22 protein-coding genes are annotated in these 22,909 nt (G+C 74.1%); 14 read left to right on the forward strand and 8 right to left on the reverse strand.

The window, feature by feature from the left end; all coding sequences use genetic code 11:
- Positions 1–47 precede the first annotated feature (47 nt).
- Complete coding sequence (locus tag OC439_RS04595; RefSeq protein ID WP_262012344.1) at positions 48–1,031, reverse strand: aldo/keto reductase; 984 nt, start codon at positions 1,029–1,031, stop codon at positions 48–50.
- Positions 1,032–1,115: 84 nt separating this feature from the next.
- On the opposite strand from OC439_RS04595, the gene OC439_RS04600 reads away from it, so the two are divergent.
- Both OC439_RS04600 and OC439_RS04605 read left to right on the forward strand, forming a co-directional pair.
- On the forward strand, positions 1,116–1,907 hold the full coding sequence (locus tag OC439_RS04600) for a trans-aconitate 2-methyltransferase (protein WP_262012345.1): 792 nt from the start codon (positions 1,116–1,118) through the stop codon (positions 1,905–1,907).
- Positions 1,904–2,929 carry an adenosine deaminase gene (locus OC439_RS04605; protein WP_194801027.1) on the forward strand — a complete coding sequence of 342 codons (1,026 nt, stop codon included), beginning with the start codon at positions 1,904–1,906 and terminating at the stop codon, positions 2,927–2,929. The genes OC439_RS04600 and OC439_RS04605 overlap by 4 nt, the downstream gene beginning before the upstream one ends.
- On the opposite strand, the gene OC439_RS04610 is transcribed toward OC439_RS04605, so the two are convergent.
- The 3 genes from OC439_RS04610 to OC439_RS04620 all read right to left on the reverse strand — a co-directional run bounded on the left by OC439_RS04610 (position 2,886) and on the right by OC439_RS04620 (position 5,500).
- Positions 2,886–3,161 carry a hypothetical protein gene (locus OC439_RS04610; protein WP_262012346.1) on the reverse strand — a complete coding sequence of 92 codons (276 nt, stop codon included), beginning with the start codon at positions 3,159–3,161 and terminating at the stop codon, positions 2,886–2,888. The two genes, OC439_RS04605 and OC439_RS04610, sit on opposite strands and share 44 nt — an antisense overlap.
- A 228-nt stretch (positions 3,162–3,389) precedes the next feature.
- A complete protein-coding gene (locus OC439_RS04615) occupies positions 3,390–4,781 on the reverse strand; it encodes a sensor histidine kinase (RefSeq protein WP_262012418.1) in 1,392 nt (463 codons plus the stop codon).
- A 29-nt stretch (positions 4,782–4,810) separates the two neighbouring features.
- Complete coding sequence (locus OC439_RS04620) at positions 4,811–5,500, reverse strand: response regulator transcription factor (protein ID WP_013285422.1); 690 nt, start codon at positions 5,498–5,500, stop codon at positions 4,811–4,813.
- Between the two features lie 73 nt (positions 5,501–5,573).
- Here OC439_RS04620 and OC439_RS04625 point away from each other — a divergent pair, with 73 nt between their 5' ends.
- Positions 5,574–6,503 (forward strand): ADP-ribosylglycohydrolase family protein, encoded by a 930-nt coding sequence (locus OC439_RS04625; protein ID WP_262012347.1) that lies wholly within the window; start codon positions 5,574–5,576, stop codon positions 6,501–6,503.
- A gap of 194 nt (positions 6,504–6,697) precedes the next feature.
- Here OC439_RS04625 and OC439_RS04630 read toward each other — a convergent pair whose 3' ends face one another.
- On the reverse strand, positions 6,698–7,714 hold the full coding sequence (locus OC439_RS04630) for a YcnI family protein (protein ID WP_262012348.1): 1,017 nt from the start codon (positions 7,712–7,714) through the stop codon (positions 6,698–6,700).
- Positions 7,715–7,917: 203 nt separating this feature from the next.
- On the opposite strand from OC439_RS04630, the gene thrS reads away from it, so the two are divergent.
- The 4 genes from thrS (at position 7,918) to OC439_RS04650 (ending at position 12,458) form a co-directional block, all read left to right on the forward strand.
- The gene (gene thrS / locus OC439_RS04635) at positions 7,918–9,939 is read left to right on the forward strand and encodes a threonine--tRNA ligase (protein WP_262012349.1); all 2,022 of its coding nucleotides are present in this window, start codon (positions 7,918–7,920) and stop codon (positions 9,937–9,939) included.
- Positions 9,940–9,949: 10 nt separating this feature from the next.
- Positions 9,950–10,510, forward strand: coding sequence for an HIT family protein (locus OC439_RS04640; RefSeq protein ID WP_410054887.1), 561 nt, complete (start codon positions 9,950–9,952; stop codon positions 10,508–10,510).
- Positions 10,511–10,542: 32 nt separating this feature from the next.
- A complete protein-coding gene (locus OC439_RS04645; protein ID WP_262012350.1) occupies positions 10,543–11,196 on the forward strand; it encodes a CG0192-related protein in 654 nt (217 codons plus the stop codon).
- 203 nt (positions 11,197–11,399) lie between these two features.
- Positions 11,400–12,458: an aldo/keto reductase gene (locus OC439_RS04650; RefSeq protein WP_262012351.1), complete on the forward strand. Its 1,059-nt coding sequence runs from the start codon at positions 11,400–11,402 to the stop codon at positions 12,456–12,458.
- Positions 12,459–12,540: 82 nt separating this feature from the next.
- On the opposite strand, the gene OC439_RS04655 is transcribed toward OC439_RS04650, so the two are convergent.
- Positions 12,541–14,697: an elongation factor G-like protein EF-G2 gene (locus tag OC439_RS04655; protein WP_262012352.1), complete on the reverse strand. Its 2,157-nt coding sequence runs from the start codon at positions 14,695–14,697 to the stop codon at positions 12,541–12,543.
- 252 nt (positions 14,698–14,949) lie between these two features.
- Between OC439_RS04655 and pgsA the strand changes: the two genes are divergently transcribed.
- From pgsA to OC439_RS04690, 7 genes are all read left to right on the forward strand, one after another.
- Complete coding sequence (pgsA, locus tag OC439_RS04660) at positions 14,950–15,570, forward strand: phosphatidylinositol phosphate synthase (protein WP_262012353.1); 621 nt, start codon at positions 14,950–14,952, stop codon at positions 15,568–15,570.
- Entirely contained in the window at positions 15,567–16,499 is a 933-nt protein-coding gene (locus OC439_RS04665) for a phosphatidylinositol mannoside acyltransferase (protein WP_262012354.1), read from the forward strand. Before pgsA ends, OC439_RS04665 begins: the two co-directional genes overlap by 4 nt.
- A 9-nt stretch (positions 16,500–16,508) precedes the next feature.
- The gene (locus OC439_RS04670; RefSeq protein ID WP_262012355.1) at positions 16,509–17,669 is read left to right on the forward strand and encodes a glycosyltransferase family 4 protein; all 1,161 of its coding nucleotides are present in this window, start codon (positions 16,509–16,511) and stop codon (positions 17,667–17,669) included.
- Between the two features lie 82 nt (positions 17,670–17,751).
- Positions 17,752–18,255 (forward strand): hypothetical protein, encoded by a 504-nt coding sequence (locus tag OC439_RS04675; RefSeq protein WP_135239369.1) that lies wholly within the window; start codon positions 17,752–17,754, stop codon positions 18,253–18,255.
- A gap of 126 nt (positions 18,256–18,381) precedes the next feature.
- Positions 18,382–19,293, forward strand: a complete 912-nt coding sequence (gene pdxS / locus OC439_RS04680) for a pyridoxal 5'-phosphate synthase lyase subunit PdxS (protein WP_262012356.1) — start codon at positions 18,382–18,384, stop codon at positions 19,291–19,293.
- 7 nt (positions 19,294–19,300) lie between these two features.
- A complete protein-coding gene (gene pdxT / locus OC439_RS04685; RefSeq protein ID WP_262012357.1) occupies positions 19,301–19,906 on the forward strand; it encodes a pyridoxal 5'-phosphate synthase glutaminase subunit PdxT in 606 nt (201 codons plus the stop codon).
- Between the two features lie 230 nt (positions 19,907–20,136).
- Positions 20,137–20,886, forward strand: a complete 750-nt coding sequence (locus tag OC439_RS04690; protein ID WP_262012358.1) for a YebC/PmpR family DNA-binding transcriptional regulator — start codon at positions 20,137–20,139, stop codon at positions 20,884–20,886.
- 66 nt (positions 20,887–20,952) lie between these two features.
- Here OC439_RS04690 and OC439_RS04695 read toward each other — a convergent pair whose 3' ends face one another.
- Complete coding sequence (locus OC439_RS04695; protein ID WP_262012359.1) at positions 20,953–22,014, reverse strand: ABC transporter permease; 1,062 nt, start codon at positions 22,012–22,014, stop codon at positions 20,953–20,955.
- Entirely contained in the window at positions 22,011–22,904 is an 894-nt protein-coding gene (locus tag OC439_RS04700) for an ABC transporter ATP-binding protein (protein WP_135239376.1), read from the reverse strand. Before OC439_RS04700 ends, OC439_RS04695 begins: the two co-directional genes overlap by 4 nt.
- Positions 22,905–22,909: the final 5 nt, after the last annotated feature.

A 22,909-nucleotide genomic window follows, 5' to 3' on the forward strand; every position in this document is an offset into this window, starting at 1 on the left:
AGCATGCCCGCCGCCGGTGCCCGGCGACGCCGCGCCGCGCGGCCGGTTCACCACCGGTCGTGCACCTGCGGGCGGATCAGCTCGTCGTATGTGGCCCGCACCGCGGCCAGCTCCACCTCGGTCAGTGCCGGCTGCCCGGCCGCCTCGGCGTTGCGCCGTGCCTGCTCGGGGGAGCGGGCGCCGGGGATCACCACGGTCACGCCGGGCTGGTCGAGGACCCACCGCAGCGCGAACTGCGCCATCGTGCGGTCGTCGCCGACCAGCGGCGCGAGCCGGCGTACCGCCTCCAGGCCGCTGTCGTAGTCCACGCCGGAGAACGTCTCGCCGACGTCGAACGACTCGCCGTGCCGGTTGAACGTGCGGTGGTCGTTCGCCGGGAAGGTGGTGTTCTCGTCGTACCGCCCGGAGAGCAGGCCGCTGGCCAGTGGCACCCGGGCGATGATCCCGACCCCGGCGGCAGCGGCGGCGGGCAGCACCCGCTCCAGCGGCTTGTGCCGGATCGCGTTGAGGATGATCTGCACGCTCGCCACACCGGGCCGGGCGATGGCGGTGAGCGCCTGGTCGCAGGTCTCCACGCTGACGCCGTACCCGGCCACGCGGCCCTCGGCGACGAGCGTGTCGAGCGCGTCGAAGACCCGGTCGTCGGCGAAGACGGCGGTGGGCGGGCAGTGCAGCTGCACCAGGTCGAGCGTGTCGACGCCGAGGTTGGCCCGGGACCTGTCGGTCCAGGCCCGGAAGTTGTCCAGGGTGTACGCCTCGGGCGTCTGCTCCACCCGGCGGCCCATCTTGGTGGCGACGGTGAGCCCGTGCCCGGGGCGGGCGCGCAGGAACCGGCCGATCAGGGCCTCGCTGCGGCCGTCGCCGTACACGTCGGCGGTGTCCAGGAAGGTGACGCCCGCGTCGACGGCGGTGGCCAGGACGGCGAGCGCCGCGTCCTCGCTGACCTCGCCCCAGTCCGCGCCGAGCTGCCACGCGCCGAGTCCGATGATGCCGACGTGCCGGCCGAGCCGGTCGAAGCTGCGCTGTTCCACCCGGTCGAGCCTAGTGAGCGGCTTGCCGTGGCGCGCGCCGGGCCGTACCGTCTAACAAGACGTACGTACGGTTTGGAGGCTGCCATGTGGGATCCGCGTACCTACCTGCGCTACGGCGACGAGCGCTCCCGGCCGTTCCACGACCTGCTGGCCCGCGTCGGCGCCGAGCACCCGCGCGCCGTGGTCGACCTCGGCTGCGGCCCCGGCACCCTCACCGCCACGCTCGCCGCCCGCTGGCCCGGCAGCCGAGTCACCGGCCTGGACTCCTCCCCGGAGATGATCGCCCGGGCGACCGCCGAGGGCGGACCGGTCGGCTACGCGGTCGCCGACGTCCGCGACTGGCAGCCGGAGCCCGACGTGGACGTGCTGGTCGGCAACGCCGTGCTCCAGTGGGTGCCGGAACACCGCGACCTGCTCCGCCGCTGGGCGGGCGCGCTGCCGGCCGGCGCCTGGCTGGCGTTCCAGGTACCCGGCAACTTCGACGCACCGTCACACCGGCTGCTGCGCTCCGTCGCCGCGCAGGACCGGTGGCGCGACGCGCTCGCCGGGAAGCTGCGCGAGGCCCCCGTCGACGAGCCGGTCGGGTACGCCACGCTGCTGACCGACGCGGGCTGCGCGGTCGACGCCTGGGAGACTACGTACGTGCATCTGCTGCCCGCCTCCGGCGCCGACCACCCGGTGCTGGCCTGGATGGAGGGCACCGCGCTGCGCCCGGTCCGCGCCGCGCTGGACGCCGCCGGCTGGGCCGCCTTCCGCGCCGAGCTGGGGGTACGGCTCGCGCAGGCGTACCCGGTGCGGCAGGGTCAGGTGTACTTCCCGTTCCGCCGGATCTTCATGGTGGCCCGCACCGGCGCCCGCGCAGAGGAGAACTCGTGACCGACCTGCCCACCTTCATCGCCGGACTGCCCAAGGTGGAGCTGCACGTGCACCACGTCGGCTCGGCCTCGCCCCGGATCGTCGCCGAGCTGGCCGCCCGGCACGAGGGGCGCAGCCCCGTCCCGGCCGACCCGGAGGCGCTCGCCGACTACTTCGCGTTCCGCGACTTCGCCCACTTCATCGAGGTCTACCTCAGCGTGGTGGACCTCATCCGCGACGCCGACGACGTCTGGCTGCTCACCCACGAGGTCGCCCGGGAACTGGCCCGCCAGCAGGTCCGCTACGCCGAGCTGACCGTCACGCCGTACTCGCACGTCAACCGCGGCATCCCGGCGCCGGCGTTCTGCGAGGCGATCGAGGACGCCCGCAAGCGCGCCGAGGCCGACTTCGGCATCGCGTTGCGCTGGTGCTTCGACATCCCCGGCGAGGCCGGCCTGCCGGCCGCCGAGCAGACGCTGCGGATCGCGCTCGACGAACGACCCGACGGGCTGGTCAGCTTCGGCCTCGGCGGCCCCGAGATCGGGGTGCCCCGGCCGCAGTTCAAGCCCTGGTTCGACCAGGCGCGGGCCGCCGGGCTGCGCTCGGTGCCGCACGCCGGCGAGACCACCGGCCCGGAGACGATCTGGGACGCGCTGCGCGAGCTGGGCGCCGAGCGGATCGGCCACGGCATCTCCGCCGCGCAGGACCCGGCGCTGCTGACCTACCTCGCCGAGCGGCGGATCCCGCTGGAGATCTCCCCGACGTCCAACGTGCGCACCCGTGCCGTGCCCAGCCTGGACGCGCACCCGCTGCCCCGGATCGTCGAGGCCGGCGTGCCGGTCAGCATCAACTCCGACGACCCGCCGATGTTCGGCACCACGCTCAACGACGAGTACGCGGTGGCCGCCCGGCTGCTGCGGCTCGGCCCGGACGGGGTCGCCGCGCTGGCCCGCGACGCGGTGGCCGCCGCGTTCCTGACGCCGGCCGAGCAGGCCCGGATCACCGCCGAGATCGACGCGTACCTGGGGAGCGCGGCGCGCTGAGCGGCCGTACCGGTGCCGGCCGCCGGGATCCCCGGGGCGGCCGGCGCCGCGCGGTCAGCAGCATCGCGGACAGCGCGAGCACGGTGAGCGCGACGGTGGGACCGGGAGCGGCGGGCGCGGGCCGGACGGGCCCGTACGCGAGCACCGGGTCCTGCCAGACCGCGAGCGTGAGCGCGATGCCCAGGCCGATGACGGCGGCCCAGCGGAGCAGACGACTGACGGCCGGTGGCATGACGGTCACCTCGCGCCCGGGATCGACGGGAGAGCGCGCGCGACGGGAGCGAGGTGTGGGGGGACCGGACTCCCGCCGCGCGCATGATCCGTCGGCCGGAAGGTCTTACGGGGCGTCCCGGCCGACGGAACTGATGGGTTCTGTCAGCGATCCTGGCAGTTCACGCCGGTTTTCCGGCCGTCGTTAAACCACCTTTAAGGAGAACTTGCGCCCGTACACAGTCACCGGTCAGCGCGGGCGCGGCCAGCGCCGCCCGGCACGCGGCTCGCGGGCCTCCCGGGCCATCCGCCCGACCAGCCCGAACCGGTTCACCTGCCGGGGTGCCGCATCCGGGTCGGCCAGCAGCATCACCACGCTCGCCCCGCCGAGCCGGGCCCGGTCGATGCTCACCGAACCGTTCGCCTGCAACGCGACCCGCTTGGCGATGTCCAGCCCGAGCCCGGTCGAGCCCTTGTCGCTCTCACCCCGGCGCAGCGCCCGGTCCGGGTCGGCGATGCCCGGCCCGGCGTCGTCGATGCGGATCGCCACCCAGCCGTCCCGGCGGCTCACCGCCACCTCGAACGCGGTGCCCTGCGGCGTGTACCGGAACACGTTGCCGATCACCGCGTCCAGCGCGGCGGCCAGCTCGGCGCGGGGCACCGGCGCCGGGATGCGGAACTGCGCCCCGACCACCCGGTGCGGCCGGTTCTGGTCACCGGCCAGCGCCGACCAGAAGACCATCCGGTCCCGGACCACCTCGCTCACGTCGCACGACGCCGGCGCCGACTCCTGGGCGACCGCCTTGCGGGTCGTCTTGATGAGCTGGTCGACCTCGCCCTCCAGCGTGACGATCGCCTGCCGGATCCGCCGGATGCCGCGTCGCCGGTCCAGCTCCGCCTCGCTGAACGTGCCGATGCTCGTGTCGTCGGACTCCAGCGCCTCGGCGTCCAGCCGCAGCGCGGTCAGCGGCGTACGCAGCCGGTGCGACAGGTCGGCGACCAGTTCGTGCTCGTCGGCACGCAGCGCCACCAGCCGTTCCGTCATCCGGTTGAACGCGTGCCCGGCCTCGGCCAGCTCACGCGGGCCGGTCGGCTCGACCCGTACCCCCAGCTCGCCGTCGCCCACCGCGAGCGCCGCCTTGACCAGGTCGCCGGTGGCGTCCACGGCCCTCGCCGCCACCCGGTCGACCACTGCGACCGCCGCGCCGACAAGCGCCAGGCCGATCGCGAACAGCAGCAGCCACCGCCCGCCGCCCCCGGAGTCGAGCACTTCGTCGGGGACGAACACCTCCACCACGGCGACCCGGTCACCGAGCACCACCGGGTCCAGCCGCAGCACCCCGCCGTCCACCTCGGTCACCACCGACTGCCGCTGCGCGGCCGCCTCGGCGAGCACCCGCGGGTCGGCGCGACCGGCGGACTCGTCCGCGCCGATGCCGTGCACGACCGGGCGCATGGCCGGATCGTCACCGGCCGCGGCGGCCACCGCCCGTTCGATCGTCGCGGTGTCGGTGCTGACCGCCAGCGCGCCGGTCACCAGCGCGGCCCGGCGGGCGGCGTCGGCCAGCTCCGCCTCCCGGGTCCGGTCGGCGAGGGTCAGCCCGAGCGGGATGAGGAAGGCGAGCGCGATCAGGCCGCACAGCCCCGCGGTGAGCCCGGCGAGGCTGAACCTCAGTCCGGCGCCACCAGCCGGAAGCCGACCCCCCGCACGGTGCGCAGGTAGCGCGGCTTCGCCGCGGACTCGCCCATTTTGCGGCGGAGCCAGTACAGGTGAACGTCGATGGTCTGGTCCTCGCCGACCGATGGCTGCCGCCATACCTCCTCCAAGAGTTCCCGCCGGGACACTACCCGGCCGGGACGCGCGGCGAGATACGCCAGCAGGTCGAATTCCTTGCGGGTCAGCGCCAGCGCCTCCCCGTCCAGCACCGCGCTGCGCTCGCCCACGTCGACGCGCAGGCCGCCGACCGTGTGCACGGCAGGCGCGACGGTACGGCTGGCCCGGCCGGCCCGGCGCAGCACGGTGGTGATCCGGGCGTCCAGGTGCGCCCCGGTGAACGGCTTGACCATGTAGTCGTCCGCGCCGGCGCGCAGCAGCCGCACCACCGACTGCTCGTCGTCGCGGGCGGTGGCGATGATGATCGGCACGTCGGTGATGCCGCGCAGCATGCGCAGCGCGTCCGAGCCGTCCAGGTCGGGCAGACCGAGGTCGAGCACCACCAGGTCCGGTGTCTCCGCGGCGACCCGGCGCAGCGCGTCCAGCGCGGTGCCGACGGCGTGCACCGCGTGCCCCCGGTCGGTCAGCGACCGCAGCATGGCGCCGCGCACGACGTGGTCGTCTTCGACCAGCAGGACGGTTGCCACGTCAGCACCGTACTCGGCGTGGCAAGCCGGTCGCGTTGCGGCGGTCCGGGGAAGCGGGCAAGCTGGGACGGCGATGACGTTCACGCTCTTCCCCGACACCCGCCTCACGCTCGCCCGCGACGCGCTGGCCGGCCTGTCGGTGGGCGACGCCCTCGGCTCCCAGTTCTTCGTCCCCGGCCGGCACCCGGACGACCTCGCCGCCGGGCGGCTGCCCGAACCACCCTGGGAGTGGACCGACGACACCGAGATGGCGTGCTCGGTGGTGGCCGAGCTGGCCGCCGGCGGCCGCATCGACCGGGACCGGCTGGCGCTGGCGTTCGCGCAGCGCTGCGAGCCGTACCGGGGGTACGGGCCGGGCACGGTGACGGTGCTGCGGCTGATCCGCACCGGCACGCCCTGGCCGGTGGCCGCCGCGTCCGCGTTCGACGGGCAGGGCTCCTGCGGCAACGGCGCCGCGATGCGCGTCGCGCCGCTCGGCGCCTGGCACGCCGACTCCACCCGCCGCGCCGCCGAGCAGGCCCGCGCCTCCGCCGAGGTGACACACGCCCACCCGGAGGGCGTCGCCGGTGCGGTGGCCGTCGCGGTGGCCGCCTCGCTCGCCGCCCGCGCCCGCCTCGACGGCGGCCGGCCCGACCCGGCCCGGCTGCTCACCGCCGTCGCCGGGACGCTCGACCCGGCCGGTGAGGTGCACCGCGGGGTACGCCGGGCCGCCGCGCTGCTCGGTCACTCCGCCGCCGCGGCGGCCGACGCGCTCGGCAACGGCTCCCGGGTCACCGCGCAGGACACCGTGCCGTTCACGCTCTGGGTCGCCGCCACGCTGCTGCACGACTACCCCGCCGCGATCCGCGTCTGCGTGGAGGCGGGCGGCGACGTGGACACCACCGCCGCGATCGTGGGCGGGATCGTGGCCGCGTACACCGGGGTGGGCGCGCCGGGCGGCGTGCCGGAGGGCTGGCTGACCGCCCGCGAGCCACTCCCCGGCTGGCTGACCGCCCCCGCCTGACCGCCCGTACTTCCGTTCGTTTCGACCGGCACGCGGGCCACTTCGGGGAGGTGGCGGGGTCGAGGGTGCGTGATGCCGCAACCTCCCCGAGCAGGTGTGGATCACGGTCGGTGGTGACCAGGGTGCGCGCCAGCTCGGCGAGGTGGCGGGGTCGGCGGGGGTGGGATGCAGCCACCTCGGCGAAGTGGAGTCGATCATGCGCTCCGGCGTGCACCACCAGCGGGGACGGGCTCGCCGAGCGGGTCCGCGGCGCTCCCCGAATCCGGGGAATCCGGTGCCGGGTCTCCAGTGAGCGAATCGGGTGCCGGGGTGTCGGCGGCGGGAGCGGGGGCACGCTCGGGGGAGTCGGAGCGGTTGTCCGCGTCCGGGCGCTCGGTGGTGGCGGGCGCGTCGGGGGAAAGGCTGTCGTCCGGGGTAGGGCTGTCTTCCGGGAGGGTCATGGTGTCGCGCCGGCGGCGACTCAGCAGCCAGCCGATCGCCGCGCCACCGGCCAGCCCGGCGAGCAGGCCACCGCCGAGCAGCAGGTCGGCGCTCGGCCCGTCGTCGGCAGCCCCGGCCGCCGGTGCCGTGCCGCCCTGCGCGCCATCCTGCGCCCGGCCGAGGGCGCCCGGCGCGCCGTGACCGCCGTGCGCGCCGCCGCTCGTACCGGCGCCGTCGTCGTGCGTCACGGTGCCCGGCAGCGGCGGCAGCAGGTCGACCGTCGGCGCGGGGTGCGCGCCACCCGCCGGGTCCGCCCACCGGACCACACTGCCGTCGTCGTACGTCTGCGTCACGGTGAACGTGAGCCGGTCGGTGGCGGGCATCGGTCCCATGCCCAGCGGCAGCCGGGCCGCCCCGGTGCCGGTGCCGGGCATCCGCAGCCAGCTCACCGAGTGGGTCACCTGGTTCAGTTCGGCCGCGTGCATGCCGGGGACCGGCTGGTCGAGCGTGCGGGTGGTGATGGTGGGCGCCCAGTCCGGCACCGACAGCGGGTACACCTCGCCGATCGGGGCGTCCGCGGGCATGGTCAGCTCGATCCGGGTGGTCCGGGTGCCGGGTTTGTCCGCCGGCACCAGCACGGACAGTTCGATCGCGTCGCCCTGGCGTACCTGGGCGGGCGAGGTCGTGACGGTCACCCCGGCCGCGTTCGCCGCGGCGGGCCAGCCCACCGCCCCGGCGAGTACGGCCGCCAGCGACGCCGCCGCCCACCGGCCCTGACGGGTCATCCTCATGGTCGTCCCCATCCTTCTCGACAGGGGCCGGTACCGGCTCCGGCCCCACCTGGTAGTTCGGGCGGCGGGGCGAAAAGGTTCAACCCGGCACGGAACTCGCCGGAGGCGGGCACCGGCGTCGGCGGCGGTCCGGGTCCGGGCGACCGATAGCATCGCAGGGGCCGGTCACCGGCCCTTCCGTACCGTCGACGACAGGAGTCACCGTGTCCGCACCCCGTACCCCCGTCGTGGCCGACCCCGTCGTCGTCGCCGCCGGGACCACGGCGGCCGACGCGGTGGCCGCGGCCGGCCTGCCGATGAGCGGGCCGAAGGCGATCGTGGTGGTCCGCGATCCGCAGGGCCAGCTCCGCGACCTGGACTGGCGCCCGGCCGAGGAGGTCGCGGTCGAGCCGGTCACGCTGGACAGCCCGGACGGGCTGAACGTGCTGCGCCACTCGACCGCCCACGTGCTGGCCCAGGCCGTGCAGGACGTCTTCCCGGACGCCAAGCTCGGCATCGGCCCGCCGATCGAGAACGGCTTCTACTACGACTTCGGCGTGGACAAGCCGTTCCAGCCGGACGACCTGACCAAGCTCGAGAAGCGCATGCAGGAGATCGTCAAGTCCGGCCAGCGGTTCCGCCGCCGCCGGTTCGCCGACCTGGACGAGGCGCGGTCCGAACTGGCCGCCGAGCCGTACAAGCTGGAGCTGATCGAGGTCAAGGGGGAGGGGCTGGACTCCTCCGAGGTGATGGAGGTGGGCGGCGGCGAGCTGACCATCTACGACAACCTCGCGGCGAACGAGGACAAGGTCTGCTGGTCGGACCTGTGCCGGGGCCCGCACCTGCCGAACACCCGGCTGATCGGCGCGTTCAAGCTGATGCGCTCGGCCGCCGCGTACTGGCGCGGGTCGGAGAAGAACCCGCAGCTGCAGCGCGTCTACGGCACCGCGTGGCCGACCCGGGACGAGCTCAAGGCGTACCTGAAGCTGTTGGAGGAGGCCGCCCGCCGCGACCACCGCAAGCTCGGCGCGGACCTCGACCTGTTCAGCTTCCCCGACGAGATCGGGTCCGGCCTGCCGGTCTTCCACCCCAAGGGCGGCGTGCTCAAGCGGGTGATGGAGGACTACGTCCGGGCGCGGCACGTCGAGGAGGGCTTCGACTACGTCGGCACGCCGCACATCTCCAAGGAAGGTCTCTTCCACACCTCGGGACACCTGCCCTACTACAAGGACACGATGTTCCCGCCGATGGAGATGGAGGGCAGCGACTACTACCTCAAGGCCATGAACTGCCCGATGCACAACCTGATCTACCGGTCGCGCGGGCGCTCCTACCGGCAGCTGCCGCTGCGGCTGTTCGAGTTCGGGACGGTCTACCGGTACGAGAAGTCGGGCGTCATCCACGGCCTGACCCGGGTGCGCGGTTTCACCCAGGACGACTCGCACTCCTACTGCACCCGCGAGCAGGCGCCGTCGGAGATCAAGCACCTGCTCGGCTTCGTGCTCAGCCTGCTGCGTGACTTCGGCATCGACGACTTCTACCTGGAGCTGTCGACCCGCGACGAGTCGAAGCCGGACAAGTTCGTCGGCTCCGACTCCGACTGGGCGACCGCCACCGCCGTGCTGGAGCAGTGCGCGCTGGAGACCGGCCTGGAACTGGTGCCGGACCCGGGCGGCGCGGCGTTCTACGGCCCGAAGATCTCCGTGCAGGCCAAGGACGCGATCGGCCGGACCTGGCAGATGTCGACCATCCAGTACGACTTCAACCAGCCCAAGGGCTTCGGGCTGGAGTACCAGGCCGCCGACGGTACCCGCCAGCAGCCGGTGATGATCCACTGCGCCAAGTTCGGGTCGATCGAGCGGTTCATCGGCGTGCTCACCGAGCACTACGCGGGCGCGTTCCCGGCCTGGCTGGCGCCGGTGCAGGTGGTCGGCATCCCGATCCGCGACGAGCACGGTGACTACCTGGTCGACTTCGCGGCGACGCTGCGCCGGCACGGCATCCGGGCCGAGGTCGACCTGGGCGACGACCGCATGCAGAAGAAGATCCGCAACGCGCAGCAGCAGAAGATCCCGTTCATGGTGATCGCCGGGGACGACGACGTGGCCGCCGGTACCGTCTCGTTCCGCTACCGGGACGGCTCGCAGCGCAACGGCGTACCGATCGACGAGGCGGTGGCGCACGTCCGCGAGGTGGTGGAGTCGCGCACCAACGCCGGTCCTGCCGCCGAGCGGCCCGGATCGTAGGATCGCCTGTGTGACAGGGGCGGAGCGGGACACCGGGTACGGCGGCGACAACGGTCTGGCGGACGGGCTGGACCGGCTCTGGACGCCGCACCGGATGACCTACATCTCCGGCGAGGACCGGCCCGAGGGCGGATACGAGAAGCCGGCCGGCTGCCCGTTCTGCCTCGCGCCCGGCCTGCCGCCGGAGGAGTCTCTGGTGGTGGCCCGGGGCGAGCACGTGTTCGCGGTGCTCAACCTCTACCCGTACAACCCCGGGCACCTGCTCGTCTGCCCCTACCGGCACGTGGCCGACTACACCGAGCTGGACGAGCCGGAGACGGTCGAGCTGGCCGCGTTCACCAAGGCCGCCATGCGGGTGGTCCGGCACGTCTCCAGCGCGCACGGCTTCAACCTGGGCATGAACCAGGGCGGCGTGGCCGGCGCGGGCATCGCCGCGCACCTGCACCAGCACGTGGTGCCGCGCTGGGGCGGCGACGCCAACTTCATGCCGGTGATCGGCCGCACCAAGGTGCTGCCGCAGCTGCTGGCCGACACCCGGGAACTGCTCGCCAAGGCGTGGGCGGCGGCCTGACGGGGGCCCGCCCCGACAGTACGATCTTGCGCATGGCTCTCCTGCACCGCGCGGAACTGCACCCCTCGAAACTGGAGCTGCTCGCCGGCTGGCTGCCCGGCCGGCAGTGGTTCGCCGGCGAGACCGGCGCGCCGGTCACCCGCGTCGCGGCGTACCGGTTCGACGACCCGGCCGGCGAGGTGGGCGTCGAGACGCTGCTCGTGCGCGCCGGTGACGGCCCGGTGCTCCAGGTGCCGCTGACGTACCGGGGCGCGCCGCTGGCCGGGGCTGACGACTTCTTCGTGGGCCTCGTCGAGCACTCGGTGCTCGGCCGCCGCTGGGTGTACGACGCCTGCGGCGACCCGGTGTACCCGCCGCTGCTGGCCGCCGCCGTGCTCGCCGACGCCGGGCAGGCCGAGGAGTACTTCGAGGTCGACGGGAAGCGCGAGGTGCGCCCGGCGAGCATGACGCTGACCGGCAGCCGGACCGGCCGCCCGGTGCCGAGCGGTCCGGTTTCGGCCGGTCCGGTTTCGGCCGGTCCGGTTTCGGCCGCCTCGGGTGACGGTGGCGTGACGGTGGTCCAGGTCGGGGACGTCGAGCTGGCGGTGGTCCGGCGGCCCGTACCGGCCGAGGTGCCGGGCTCCGGCGGGCTCACCGGCACCTGGTCGGGCCAGGACGAGCCGGTGCTGCTGGCCTACGCGCCCTGACGGCTCGCCGGGCGGCCTTCTGCGTCGGAGGCCGGATCGAAGGGACGGCCTCGCACCGATATGCCTCAGAGGCATATTCATGACTCTGAGGTATATCGCTTCGCCACGATCGTCCACCGGTTGGCGTCACGCGGAGTGATTGCGGCCGGACTCTCCGGCTGCGAACCGGCCCGCGGTCGCCGGGGAGATGACAGGATGCGGCGGTGGCAGTCGACAAGCGACAGTTGGGGCGCAGCGGCATCGAGGTGAGCGCCCTCGGCATGGGGTGCTGGGCGATCGGCGGCCCGTGGGCCGAGGGCGCCCGCCCGCTGGGCTGGGGCCGGGTCGACGACGACGAGTCGGTACGCGCGATCCGCCGCGCGCTCGACCTCGGCGTCACCCTGTTCGACACCGCCGACACGTACGGCGCCGGCCACGGCGAGCGGGTGCTCGGACGGGCGCTCGCCGGCCGGCGTGACGAGGCGGTGATCGCCACGAAGTTCGGCTACACGTTCGACGAGCGCACCCGGCAGGCCACCGGCGAGAACGCCTCGCCGCACTACCTGCGCCGGGCGGTGACCGACTCGCTGCGCCGGCTGGGCACCGACCGCATCGACCTCTACCAGCTGCACCTGGGCGACCTGCCGCTGCCCCGGGCCGAGGCGCTCATCGGCACGCTCGACGACCTGGTCGGCGCCGGCCTGATCCGGGCGTACGGGTGGAGCACCGACCGGGCCGACCGGGCCGCCGCGTTCGCGCAGGTCGCCCGCGGTGCCGCCGCCGTGCAGCACGCGCTGTCGGTGCTGCGGGACGCCCCGGCCATGCTCGACGCCTGCGACAAGCACGATCTCGCCGGCCTGGCCCGGGGGCCGCTCGGGATGGGTCTGCTCACCGGCAAGTACACGCCGGAGTCCACGCTGCCCCGCGACGACGTACGCGGACTCGGGCCGACCTGGCTGGAGTGGTTCCGCAGCGGCCGGCCCGCCCCGGAGTGGCTGCGCCGGGTCGCCGCCGTGCGCGACGCGCTGACCGCCGACGGGCGCACCCTGGCGCAGGGGGCGATCGGGTGGATCTGGGCGCGCAGCGACCGGGCCGTGCCGATCCCCGGTGCCCGTACCGTCGCCCAGGTCGAGGAGAACGCGGCCGCGCTGGCCCGGGGCCCGCTCGCGCCGGACCAGTTCGCCGAGGTGGAGCGGCAACTGGCGGCGGTACGCTCGGCCGCCCTCCGCGACGCCGACCGCCCCCACTGGCCGATGCCCCCGGTCCCCGCCGTCCGCCCCTGACCCCCCCCTGATGCCGGGAATGCCCCATTTGCGAAGGCCGCAAGTGCAAGATCGCGGGGCCGAGGCGGGGACTGGGGCGGGGTCAGTGGGTGGTGGACTCCTTGCGGGCCTGGTCGGCCAAGTGGGCGGGCATCGGCTCGTGGCGGGCGAACTCGCGCCGGAACGTGCCGGTGCCCGCCGTCATCGAGCGCAGCTCTACCGCGTATCGCAGCAGCTCCGTAGCGGGCACCTCGGCGCGGACCAGCGTCCGCCCCTCGGCGTCCGGGTCCGGCTCGGTGCCGAGCACCCGGCCGCGCCGCCCCGACAGGTCGCCCATCACCGCGCCGACCGACGAGTCGGGCACCCGTACGGTGATCTCGTCGACCGGCTCCAGCAGCGCCGGCTGGCCCTTCTCGGCGGCGTCGCGCAGCGCCAGCGCGCCGGCGGTCTGGAACGCCGCGTCGGAGGAGTCGACGCTGTGCGCCTTGCCGTCGACCAGCGTCACTCGCAGGTCCACCACCGGGTAGCCGGCGACCAGGCCGCGCTCCATCTGCGCCCGGACGCCCTTCTCCACCGACGGGATGTAGTTGTGCGGGACCGCGCCGCCGACCACCCGGTCGACGAACTCGAAGCCGGAGCCCCGGGGCAGCGGCTCCACCTCGATGTCGCAGACCGCGTACTGGCCGTGGCCGCCGGACTGCTTGACGTGCCGGCCGTGCCCGCGCGCGGCGGCGGTGAACGTCTCGCGCAGCGGCACCCGGACCGGCTCGGTGTCCAGCTCGACGCCGCCGCCGCGCAGCCGGTCGAGCACCACGTCGGCGTGCGCCTCGCCCATGCACCAGAGCACCAGCTGGTGGGTCTCCGCGTTGCGTTCCAGCCGCAGCGTCGGGTCGCCGGCGACCAGCCGGGACAGGTTGCGGGCCAGCGCGTCCTCGTCGGCCCGGCTGCGCGCCGTGATCGCCACCGGCAGCAGCGGCTCGGGCATCTCCCACGGCGCGATCAGCAGCGGGTCGTCCTTGGCGGAGATGGTGTCGCCGGTCTCCGCGCTGCCCGACTTGGTGATCGCGCACAGGTCACCGGCGACGCAGGCGGCCACCTCGCGCAGCGTCGCGCCGAGCGGGCTGTAGACGTGACCGACCCGCTCGTCGGCGTCGTGGTCGGGGTGGCCGCGCTCGGCCATGCCGTGTCCCGACACGTGGATCACCTGGTCGGGGCGGAGCGTGCCGGAGAAGACGCGCACCAGCGAGACCCGCCCGACGTGCCTGTCGACTGTCGTCTTGACCACCTCGGCGACCAGCGGGCCGTCCGGGTCGCAGGTCAGCGGCGGGCGGGGCGAGCCGTCCACGCCGGTGACCGCGGGCAGGTCGTGCTCCAGCGGCGACGGGAACGCCGCGACCAGGCCGTCGAGCAGCGCGTCCAGGCCGACGCCGGTCTCCGCGCACACCGGCACCACGGGGTAGAAGTGGCCGCGGGCGACGGCGGTCTCCAGGTCGGTGATGAGCACCTCGGGGTCGATCTCCTCGCCGCCGAGGTAGCGGTCCATCAGGGTCTCGTCCTCGCTCTCCGCGATGATCCCCTCGATCAGCTCGTCGCGGGACTCCTGGATGGCCGGCAGGTGCTGCGGGTCCGGTTCGCGCACCGCCGCCGGCAGCCCGTCGGAGTAGTCGTACACCCGGCGGGTGATCAGCCCCATCAGCCCGGCCACCGACTCGCCGTCGTCGCCGAGCATGGGCAGGTAGAGCGGGAGTACGTTGTCGCCGAAGACGCGCTGGCACAGCGCGACCGCCTCGTCGAAGTCGGCGCGCGGGTGGTCCAGCCGGGAGACCGCCACGGCCCGGGGCATGTCGACGGCGGCGCACTCCTCCCACAGGGCGGCGGTGGCGGCGTCCATGCCGTCGACGGCGGAGACCACGAACAGCGCCGCGTCGGCGGCGCGCAGCCCGGCGCGCAGCTCACCGACGAAGTCGCCGTACCCCGGGGTGTCCAGCAGGTTGACCTTGACGTCGCGGTGCGTCAGCGGGGCGCAGGCCAGGCTCACCGAGCGTTGCTGGCGTACGGCGGCGGGGTCGTGGTCGCAGACGGTGGTGCCCTCGGTGACGGCGCCGGCCCGGCCGATCGTGCCGCTGGCGGCCAGCAGCGCCTCGACGAGCGTCGTCTTGCCGGCGCCGGAGTGCCCGACGAGCACCACGTTGCGAACCCTGCCGGGCTCGGTCACCACCGGCGCGCCGCCGGTGACACCCTTCTCGTTCTTCTGCGCCATCGCGGCGCACCTCCCTCAACCGGTGGTGGTGGCGACCGCCGCGGGCGACGGGGGAGCGGACCCGGGACGGGCGCCGCGGCGATATCTTCCGGTGATCTCCTGCTGGACGGGAACGCGGACCGGTGCTCCGGTGAACTGGCTCACCTCCTGGCTCGATCTCACACCCGCGCGGGTGCCCGCACAAGGGCCGCCGGGCGGGTCGTACGCCCGGCTGTGTCCCCGGCGGTTGCGGGCCGTTATCGTGGGACCGCCATGGCGAAGATCTTCCAAGTGACGGCCCGCGCGGGCATGACCCGCGTCGTGGAGCCGGTCGCCCGCGCGCTGCTGCGTGCGGGCGTGTCCCCCAATGCGGTCACCGTGACCGGTACCGCCGGCGTGCTCGTCGGCGCGCTCGGCTTCGGCGCGCGCGGCCATCTGGTCGCCGGTGCGCTGATCGTCACGGTCTTCGCCCTCACCGACCTGCTCGACGGCACGATGGCGCGGATGAGCGGCGGGTCCACCCGGTTCGGGGCGTTCCTCGACTCGAGCATGGACCGGATCGCCGACAGCGCGGTGTTCGGCGCGGTCGCGTACTGGCTGGCCACCGAGCACGACTACTCGGGCGTGGCGGCGGCGCTGATCTGCCTGGCCGCCGGTGGTCTGGTCTCCTACGTCAAGGCCCGCGCCGAGGGGCTCGGGATGACCTGCAACGTGGGCATCGCCGAACGCACCGAGCGGCTGCTCATCGTCGGCGTCGGCGGCCTGCTCACCGGCGTCGGCGTGCGTCCCGCGCTGGAGATCGCGCTCTGGCTGCTCGCCGCCGTCTCGATCTTCACAGTGGGGCAGCGGATGGCCCACGTGTACCGCCAGGCCCAGCAGGTCGGCGTCGAGTGAATCTCACCGAGGCGGGCTTCGTCGCGGGCTGGCGCCTGATCCGGGCGCTGCCCCGGCCCGTCGCGGCCGCGGCCTTCCGGGCGGGCGCCGACCGCGCCCACCGCAAGGACGGCGGGGGTACGCGTCGACTGCGCGCCAACCTGCGCCGGGTGGTCGGCCCTCGGATGTCCGACGCGGAGCTGGACGTGCTGGTGCGCGACGGGCTGCGCTCGTACGCCCGGTACTGGATGGAGGCGTTCCGGCTGCCCGGCCTGAGCCGGGCGGAGATCCTCGCCGGGTTCCGCCTGGACGGGCAGGAACTGCTCGCCGCCGACGTGGCGGCCGGGCGGGGCGCCGTGGTGGCGCTGCCGCACGCCGGCAACTGGGACGCCGCGGGCGCCTGGGTGGCGGCCACCGGCTGGCCGATGACCACGGTGGCGGAGCGGCTCCCGGACGGCGTCTACGAGCGGTTCGTCGGGTTCCGGGAAGGGCTGGGGATGGAGATCCTGCCCAACCGCGGTGGCCCGCGTCCGGCGTTCGACGTGCTGGTGGACCGGCTGCGTGCCGGTTACGTGGTGCCCCTGCTCGCCGACCGGGACCTGTCCGCCCGGGGCGTGGAGGTGGACTTCTTCGGCGGCCGGACCCGGATGCCGGCCGGGCCGGCGCTGCTGGCCATCCGCACCGGCGCCCCGCTCTACGTGGCCTCGATGTGGTACGAACCGGACGCGGCGTGCGCGTCCATCGACGGCCCGCTGCCGCTGCCGGACCCGGACAGCGCCCCGCTCGACGAGCGGGTGCGCGCGGTGACGCAGCGGATTGCCGACGGTCTGGCGGCGGGCATCGCCCGGCATCCGCAAGACTGGCACATGTTGCAGCGGATGTGGCTGGACCAGGACCGGGACGGTACGCCCACGTCGCCGCGGCCACCGGCCACCACCGGGACGGTCTAGGGGGGCGCAGTGCGTATCGGCATCGTGTGCCCGTACTCGTTCGACGTGCCGGGCGGCGTGCAGAACCACGTCATGGACCTGGCCGAGGCGCTGCTCGGGCTCGGCCACGAGGTGAGCGTCCTGGCGCCCGCCGACGAGGAATCGGCGCTGCCGCCGTACGTGGTGTCGGCCGGGCGGGCGGTGCCGCTGCCGTACAACGGGTCGGTGGCCCGGATCGCGTTCGGCCCGGTCTCCACCGCCCGGGTGCGGCGCTGGATCACCCGCGGCGACTTCGACGTGCTGCACGTGCACGAGCCGCTCACGCCGAGCCTGTCGATGCTGGCGGTGCTCTGCGCCCGCGGCCCGGTGGTGGCCACGTTCCACACCGCGATGACCCGCTCCCGGGTGATGTCGGCCGCGCAGGGCGTGCTCCAGATCGTGCTGGAGCGGATCACCGCCCGGATCGCGGTCAGCGCGCTGGCCCGCAAGGTGCAGGTCGAGCACATGGACGGCGGCGCGGTGGAGATCCCGAACGGGGTGGCGGTGGCGAAGTTCGCCGGGGTGCCGCCGCTGCCGGGCTGGCCGGGGGAGTGCGCCCCGGGCACCGGCGGCACGCTGGGGTTCCTGGGCCGCTTCACCGAGCCGCGCAAGGGCTTCCCGATCCTGCGGGACGCGTTCGTCGCGCTGGCGCCGCACCGCCCCGGGCTGCGTCTGCTGGTCGCCGGCCCGGGCGACGCCGACGAGCTGTACGGGCGGTTCCCGGCCGGGCTGCGCGACCGGGTCACGTTCCTCGGCCTGGTCTCCGAGGCGGACAAGGCACGCATGCTGCGCAGCGTGCACCTCTACGTCGCACCGAACACCGGAGGGGAGTCCTTCGGGATGATCCTCACCGAGGCGCTCGCCGCCGGCGCCACCGTGGTCGCCAGCGACCTGGACGCGTTCCGCCGGGTGCTCGACGGCGGACGGGCCGGGCGGCTGTTCCCCACCGGCGACGCGACGGCGCTGGCCGCCGCGCTGTCCGAGCTGCTCGACGACGACGGCCGCCGCGCCGGGCTCACCGCCTGCGGCGACCAGGTGGTGGCGAATTTCGACTGGCCCGTGGTTGCCCGCCGCGTTCTGGAGGTATACGCAGCCGCGATCGAGGCCACCGACGGCCGGGTCATGGACCAGGAGTGGGCGGGACTGGGCTGACCGCTGTGGCCGCTGCGGCCGCTGTGACGAGCGCGTCTGCCGGTGCGAGCGCCGGCCGGCCGGGATGAGGAGCAGCACTACGATGCCGGGCATGTGGTGGGTGGTGGGCGCGGTCGCGGTGCTCGGGCTGCTCTCGGCGTACCTGATCTGGACCTCCGGCCGTGTGCAGCGGCTGCAGGTCCGCGCGGACTCGGCGGCCCGCGCGCTGGACGCGCACCTGCTGCGCCGCGCGGCCGCCGCCGCGGTCCTGGCCGAGCAGCGGTACGGCGTGGAGCTGTACGCCGCCGCCCGGATCGCGCTGGACGCCGCTCCGGAGGAGCGCGAGGCGGCCGAGAACGACCTGACCCGGCAGTTGCGGGCGGTGCGGCTGGACCCGGACGACGCGGCCTGCGCGGCGGTGATCGCGGCGAGCCGGCGGCTGGCGCTGGCCCGGCAGGTGCACACCGACCTGGTCCGGGACGCCCGTTCGGCGCGGGGGCGTCCGGTGGTGCGGCTGTTCCGGATGGGACGCGGGCGGGAGTGGCCGCGTTACTTCGACATCGACGACCCGACGCTGGCGTCGCACGCGGACGTGACCACCGGCTGACGCACCGGCCGTGACGGGGGCCACACGGCAGGCCACCGGGGGTTCGATTGGCGCTCGGACCGGCGTCGCGCCGGTCGTAGCATTCCTGCGCAGTCACCTCCCGAGCACGCCGAGGAGCGATGTCCCGTGTCTGAATCCGCAGCCCCGACCCCCGCCACCGCCGTCGGCACCGCCCGCGTCAAGCGCGGCATGGCCGAGATGCTCAAGGGCGGTGTGATCATGGACGTGGTCACCCCCGAGCAGGCGAAGATCGCCGAGGACGCCGGCGCGGTGGCCGTGATGGCCCTGGAGCGCGTACCGGCCGACATCCGCGCGCAGGGCGGCGTGTCCCGGATGAGCGACCCGGACATGATCGACGGCATCATCTCCGCCGTGTCGATCCCGGTGATGGCCAAGGCCCGCATCGGCCACTTCGTCGAGGCGCGGATCCTCCAGGCGCTCGGCGTCGACTACGTCGACGAGTCCGAGGTGCTCACCCCGGCCGACTACGCCAACCACATCGACAAGTGGGCGTTCACCGTCCCGTTCGTGTGCGGGGCGACGAACCTGGGCGAGGCGCTGCGCCGGATCACCGAGGGCGCCGCCATGATCCGCTCGAAGGGCGAGGCGGGCACCGGTGACGTCTCCAACGCCACCACCCACATGCGGAAGATCCGGCAGGAGATCCGCCGGCTCCAGACGCTGCCCTCCGACGAGCTGTACGTCGCGGCCAAGGAGTTGCAGGCCCCGTACGAGCTGGTCAAGGAGGTCGCCGAGCAGGGCAAGCTGCCGGTCGTGCTGTTCACCGCGGGTGGCATCGCGACCCCCGCCGACGCGGCCATGATGATGCAGCTCGGCGCCGAGGGCGTCTTCGTCGGTTCCGGCATCTTCAAGTCCGGCAACCCGGCCCAGCGGGCCGCCGCGATCGTCAAGGCGACCACGTTCCACGACGACCCGGACGTGCTCGCCAAGGTCTCCCGCGGGCTGGGCGAGGCGATGGTCGGCATCAACGTCGACGAGATCCCGCAGCCGCACCGCCTCGCCGAGCGCGGCTGGTGAGCCGGGCGTGACCGTACCGGTGATCGGTGTGCTCGCCCTCCAGGGCGACGTACGCGAGCACGTCGCGGCGCTGACCGGCGCGGGCGCCGACGCCCGGCCGGTGCGGCGCCCGGGTGAGCTGGACGCGGTCGACGGCCTGGTGGTGCCCGGCGGTGAGTCCACGACGATCAGCAAGCTGGTGGACATCTTCGAGATGCGCGAGCCGATCGACAAGCGGATCGCCGCCGGCATGCCGGTCTACGGCTCCTGCGCCGGCCTGATCATGCTGGCCGCCGAGGTGCTGGACGGCCGCCCCGACCAGCGCGGCTTCGCCGGCGTCGACATGACGGTGCGGCGCAACGCGTTCGGCCGCCAGGTCGACTCGTTCGAGGCGCCGGTGGCGATCACCGGCGTCGACGGCGGCCCGTTCCACGCGGTGTTCATCAGGGCGCCCTGGGTGGAGCGGGTCGGCCCGGACGTCGACGTGCTCGGCCGGGTGACCGGGGGCCCGGCCGCGGGCCGGATCGTCGCGGTGCGGCAGGGCAACCTGCTGGCCACGTCGTTCCACCCCGAGCTGACCGGCGACCTGCGGCTGCACCGGCACTTCGTGGAGCTGGTCCGGGCCGCCTCCTGAGCGGCCGGTCCGTCCCTGGTTGTACCGGTTCGGGTGGGCTGGGACGGGCCGGTGCCGTGCGGCGCGTGACAGTGACCCGCCCGCCGCCGGTAGGATTGCCGAGATTCGGCAGGGCCATCAGCCCGCCGCGGCTCCCAGCGAAGATCACAGCACCTCGACGTGCGCCGGTGGGGGAGCGGGGCGTGTGCGGTGCGGTCGATGCAGACGGCGGGTAGCAACGGAGGTAACAGATGTCCGGCCACTCAAAGTGGGCGACGACCAAGCACAAGAAGGCGGTCATCGACGCCAAGCGCGGCAAGATGTTCGCCAAGCTGATCAAGAACGTCGAGGTGGCGGCCCGTACCGGCGGCGGTGACCCGGCCGGTAACCCGACTCTCTACGACGCCATCCAGAAGGCGAAGAAGAACTCGGTCCCGAACGACAACATCGACCGCGCGGTCAAGCGCGGCTCCGGCCTGGAGGCCGGCGGCGCCGACTGGCAGACGATCATGTACGAGGGTTACGGCCCGAACGGCGTGGCGATGCTGATCGAGTGCCTCACCGACAACCGCAACCGTGCCGCCACCGAGGTGCGCACCGCGCTGACCCGCAACGGCGGCTCGCTGGCCGACGCCGGCTCGGTGTCGTACATGTTCTCCCGCAAGGGCGTGGTGATCGTCCCCAAGGCCGGCACCAGCGAGGACGACGTGATGATGGCCGTGCTCGACGCGGGCGCGGAGGAGGTCAACGACCTCGGCGAGGCGTACGAGGTGGTCTCCGAGCCGGGTGACCTGATCGCGGTCCGCACCGCGCTGCAGGACGCCGGCATCGAGTACGAGTCGGCCGAGTCCTCCCTCATCCCCAGCGTGAACGTGCCGCTGGACGAGGAGGGCGCGCGCAAGATCTTCAAGCTGATCGACGTGCTGGAGGACTGCGACGACGTGCAGAACGTCTACGCCAACTTCGACGTCTCCGACGAGGTCATGGCCGCCGTCGGCTGACCCGCCCGACGTGCCGAGCGCCGGCCCCCGGATCCCGGGGTGGCCGGCGCTCGGCGTCTCGCCCGGTCAGCCGATCGGCTCCCGCTGCCGCCACGCCGCCCGTACCGAGGTCCGGCCGTTGGTGCGCAGCAGCGAGCCCTCGTAGACCCGGGCCCCGGCGAGCAGGAAGCCGGCCGCCGCGAGCAGCAGCAGCGCCAGCGACACGAACGGCTCCCACGCCGCCGCGTCACCGGTGAACAGCCGTACCGGCATCGCTGTGGGCGCGGAGATCGGCAGGTACGACAGGATCCGCATCGCGGCGGCGTTGTCGTTGAGGAACACCACGGCGAAGAACGGCGCCATCACCGCGAGCTGCACCGGCGTGGACGCCCCGGCGATGTCCTCCTGCCGGTTCACCAGCGCCCCGGCGGCCGCCCACATGGCCGCCAGCAGCAGGAAGCCGCACAGGAAGAACGGTACGAACCAGCCGATCGCGGGCGCGATCAGGCCCAGCAGGTCACCGCCGTCGGTCAGGCGCATGCCGATCAGCGCGACTGCCGCGATCAGCGTGATCTGCCCGAGCGCCAGCGCGCCCGCGGCGAGGATCTTGCCGGCCAGCAGTGCCCGGGCCGGCACGGCGGCGACCAGGATCTCCACGATCCGGGTCTGCTTCTCCTCGGTGACGCTCTGCGCGATCTGCAACCCGAACGTCTGGGACATGAAGAAGAAGACGAACGCGAAGGCGAACGGCACCAGGTACGCGACGAACGGATCCACCGCGTCCGGGTCCAGCAGCTTCACCTGCGGGGCCGCGCTGAGCGCGGCGACCACGTCGTCCGGGGCCCGCTCGTCGGCGACCACCAGCGGACCGGCGACCACCGCGGCGTCCGCGTCGCCGTCGCGTACCGCCTGTTCGGCGGCGCCGTCGTCGGCGACGAGCATCACGTCCAGCCCGGCCGCGCGCAGCGGTTCGGCGCCGGCCGCGGTCACCGCCACAGTGGACGGACCGCTGCTCATCAACGCCGGCACGACTGTGGCGACGACGGCGAGCAGCAGGAAGATCAGCGTGCTGTAGAGGAACGTCTTGTCGCGGACCTTGACCTTGATCTCGCGGGCCGCGACCAACCTGGTGGCCTGGAACGTGTTCACTGGTTGACCTCTCGGAAGATCTCGGCGAGGGACGGGGTGACCGGGCCGAACGCGCGCACCGGGCCGCGGTCCAGCGCCGCGCGCAGCACCGACTGGTCGTCGGCGGGCGGGTCCACCTCGAACACGGCGCGCGCGCCGTCGAGGTCGACCAGCCGCACGCCGGGCTGGTCGCGCAGCCAGCCGGCGTCGCCGTCCACCACGAGCGAGAACCGGGGCAGCGTGTACGCGGCGCGCAGCTCCTCGCGGGCGCCGGCGGCCCGGATCGTGCCGCCCGCGATGAGCACCAGGTCGTCGCAGAGCCGCTCCACCACGTCGAGCTGGTGACTGGAGAACAGCACCGGCGCTCCGGCGGCGGCGCGTTCCCGCAGCACGGCGACCACCATGTCGACGGCGAGCGGGTCGAGCCCGGAGAACGGCTCGTCCAGGATCAGCACCTCCGGGTCGTGCACCAGCGCGGCGGCGATCTGCGCCCGCTGCTGGTTACCGAGCGACAGCGTCTCCAGCAGGTCGTCGGCCCGCTCGCCGAGACCGACCCGCTCCAGCAGCGCGTCGGTACGCCGGCGCGCCCCGGCGGCGTCCAGCCCGTACAGGCGGCCGAGGTGGACCACCTGTTCGCGGGGTGTCATCTTCGGGTAGAGGCCGCGTTCCTCGGGCATGTAGCCGAACCGGGCGCGGGCCTCGCGGGTGAGCGGTCGCCCCCGCCACGTCACCTGCCCGGCGTCGGGGGCGAGCACGCCGAGGACGATCCGCATGGTGGTGGTCTTGCCGGCGCCGTTGCCGCCGACGAATCCGGTCATGCGCCCGGCGGTCACGTCGAAGGAGACGTCTTTGAGCACCTGACGGCCGCCGAAGCTGCGGTCGACGCCGTCGAGGCGGAGCACGCTGGTCATGATCC

Source organism: Micromonospora sp. Mcm103 (genome assembly GCF_024519755.1).
GTDB classification, from domain to species: Bacteria; Actinomycetota; Actinomycetes; order Mycobacteriales; family Micromonosporaceae; genus Micromonospora; species Micromonospora aurantiaca.

Coding starts and splice junctions, on each gene's coding strand:
- OC439_RS04655 (WP_262012352.1), bottom strand. CDS start 14,697: ATGGCGCAGAAGAACGAGAAGGGTGTCACCGGCGGCGCGCCGGTGGTG.
- OC439_RS04690 (WP_262012358.1), top strand. CDS start 20,137: ATGTCCGGCCACTCAAAGTGGGCGACGACCAAGCACAAGAAGGCGGTC.
- OC439_RS04645 (WP_262012350.1), top strand. CDS start 10,543: ATGGCTCTCCTGCACCGCGCGGAACTGCACCCCTCGAAACTGGAGCTG.
- OC439_RS04600 (WP_262012345.1), top strand. CDS start 1,116: ATGTGGGATCCGCGTACCTACCTGCGCTACGGCGACGAGCGCTCCCGG.
- OC439_RS04675 (WP_135239369.1), top strand. CDS start 17,752: ATGCCGGGCATGTGGTGGGTGGTGGGCGCGGTCGCGGTGCTCGGGCTG.
- OC439_RS04700 (WP_135239376.1), bottom strand. CDS start 22,904: ATGACCAGCGTGCTCCGCCTCGACGGCGTCGACCGCAGCTTCGGCGGC.
- OC439_RS04625 (WP_262012347.1), top strand. CDS start 5,574: ATGACGTTCACGCTCTTCCCCGACACCCGCCTCACGCTCGCCCGCGAC.
- pgsA (WP_262012353.1), top strand. CDS start 14,950: ATGGCGAAGATCTTCCAAGTGACGGCCCGCGCGGGCATGACCCGCGTC.
- OC439_RS04610 (WP_262012346.1), bottom strand. CDS start 3,161: ATGCCACCGGCCGTCAGTCGTCTGCTCCGCTGGGCCGCCGTCATCGGC.
- OC439_RS04630 (WP_262012348.1), bottom strand. CDS start 7,714: ATGAGGATGACCCGTCAGGGCCGGTGGGCGGCGGCGTCGCTGGCGGCC.